Annotated in this window: 3 protein-coding genes; 2 read left to right on the top strand and 1 reads right to left on the bottom strand. The window is 60.6% G+C overall.

Features of this window, described 5'->3' with window-relative positions; genetic code table 11:
- Positions 1-537, top strand: a 537-nt coding sequence (locus AC1DVH_RS29760) for a YbfB/YjiJ family MFS transporter (RefSeq protein WP_477756804.1), incomplete at its 5' end; no start/stop codon positions are given.
- An 83-nt stretch (positions 538-620) separates the two neighbouring features.
- On the opposite strand, the gene AC1DVH_RS29765 is transcribed toward AC1DVH_RS29760, so the two are convergent.
- Positions 621-1,673: an AraC family transcriptional regulator gene (locus AC1DVH_RS29765; protein WP_477756805.1), complete on the bottom strand. Its 1,053-nt coding sequence runs from the start codon at positions 1,671-1,673 to the stop codon at positions 621-623.
- 163 nt (positions 1,674-1,836) lie between these two features.
- Between AC1DVH_RS29765 and AC1DVH_RS29770 the strand changes: the two genes are divergently transcribed.
- Positions 1,837-2,266 (top strand): 3-hydroxyacyl-CoA dehydrogenase NAD-binding domain-containing protein (locus tag AC1DVH_RS29770; RefSeq protein ID WP_477756806.1); only part of this gene is annotated, 430 nt, incomplete at its 3' end.

The raw sequence follows: 2,266 nt of genomic DNA on the forward strand, positions 1-2,266 counted from the left end.
GTGCCGGCCATGGTGTTCCTGGTGGATTACGTCGCCCGGGGGCTCAATGCCGGGGCGCATGTCGGCGCGCTGATCTGGGTGATGTATGGCCTTGGCGCGATTGTCGGGCCAGTGAGCTACGGTTTTCTGGCCGACCAACTGGGCGCGAAAACGGGGATCCGCATCGTGCTGGTAATACAGGCGTTGGCGGTTGGCCTTTTATCGATCAGCAGTTCGTTCGCGGCATTGGCTTTGCTGGCGGTGATCCTCGGCTCCTTCCCGCCCGGCATCGTGCCGCTGGCGTTGGCCCGGGTGCATGAATTGATCCCCAACCATCACCAGCAGCAGATTGCCTGGAGCCGCGCCACCGTGTCGTTCGCGACGTTCCAGGCCCTCTCGGGGTTTGCTTATTCGGCGCTGTTCAATGCCAGTGGTGGCCATCATGCCTTGATGTTCGTGATTGCCGCCGGGGTCATCGTTGTAGCGCTGTTGCTGGAACTGGGCAGCCGACTGCTCAGTCGCTCGACCAAATCGCCAACGCTCAATGCAGGTGTATGAAATGACACTCCCGCAGACCATGACCCTGATCGAAATCACCGAACCCGGTGGCCCTGAAGTCCTGCTACCGGACCGACGATGGCTCAGGGCTCGCAGGGTTCCTGTAGGGTGGCGACCTCAACGCCCTGCTCCCCCTGATAACGGGCCCGATAGCGCCCAGGGCTTTCCCCGGTCCATTTCTTGAACGCCCGATGGAAGGCGCTGGGTTCCTGGAAACCCAGTTGCTCGGCGATATCGCTGATGCTCGCGTCGCTCTGACGCAGTTGCTCGAAGGCCACGCCACGCCGTACTTCGTCCTTGATTTCCTGGTAGGAGCAGCCTTCACGCTCCAGTTTGCGGCGGAAGGTGCTGGGGCTCAGGTGCTGTTCCAGGGCAAAGGCCTGCAACGTCGGCCACTCACTGTAATGACTGCCGCGCAAGCGCTGATGAACCTGGGATGCCAGGCCATGCTGGTTACGGAAGCGGATCACCAGCCATTGCGGCGCGGTACGCAGAAACACTTTCAACGACGCCAGGTCCTGAACCACTGGCAGGCGCAAGTAGTGGCTGGCAAATTCGATTTCGGTGCGCTCGGCACCAAAGGTCAGGTTGGGGCCCCAAAGCAGGCGATCGTCACCCAGCGACAGGCGCGAATGGCGGAAGTCCGCGCGATCAATGGGAATGCGCCGGCCACCCAGCCAGCACAGCAGGCTGATCATCAACACCAGGAACGTTTCTTCACCAAACCGACTGGCATCGTTATCCGTCGAACGGGTTTCCAGGCTGATCACCGCACGCTTGCCACGCACGGCCAGCGAGCCGCGAAAGTCGCGCAGGAACAACCCGAAGTTGGCCAGGCATTGGCGCATGGCCTTGTGCAGATCGGGTTCCTGAATCAGGGCACGGCAAATCAGGGCGAAACTGCCCGGCGGCATGCCATGGGAGTCGAGCCCGAAAAACTCGTCGTCGAGTTCGCGAATCTGTATCAGCCACAACGCCGCAAACGCGTTGGCCGGCACCCGCGCCGTGGGTTGGTGCATGACCGCCGGATCAATGCCCGCCTGTTCGAGCACGGCCGTCACGCGCTGCGGGTCATCCCTCAGCCCATGGATCATTGCCTGCACGAAATAGGCGGCAACCGAGTCCTTTTCCCGCATTGGTTCGCTTCTCTCTCATCACCCGAATGGCAAAAAACATCAGCGCCGTTGAACAGTTTTGGCATAGGACAACCGCCCTGCCGGCTCTAGACTCGCGGCAATAGTACGCCTTCGGCTGCAGTCGCGGCCAAGGTATCGCAGGGTTTGATCGAAGGATGGGAAGATGAATCTGCAAAACATCGGAGTGATCGGTGCGGGCACCATGGGCAACGGCATCGCGCAAGTCTGTGCCATGGCCGGTTTCAACGTGACCTTGCTCGACATATCCGAAAGCGCTTTGCAAAAAGCCGTCGCAACCGTCGGTAAAAACCTGGACCGGCAGGTCGCCAAGGAAACCCTGACGCCGGAGCAGAAACAGGCCACCCTCGACAAAATCCGCACCAGCACCGATTACGGCAGCCTGCAAAACGCGCAATTGGTCATCGAAGCGGCGACGGAAAATCTCGACCTGAAACTGCGTGTACTGCAACAGATCGCCGCGCAAGTCAGCAGCGAATGCGTCATTGCCTCCAACACCTCGTCGCTGTCGATCACCCAACTCGCCGCCAGTGTCAGCCAGCCTGAGCGCTTCATCGGCCTGCATTTCTTCAACC

It is taken from the genome of Pseudomonas sp. P4_C3 (assembly GCF_056402075.1).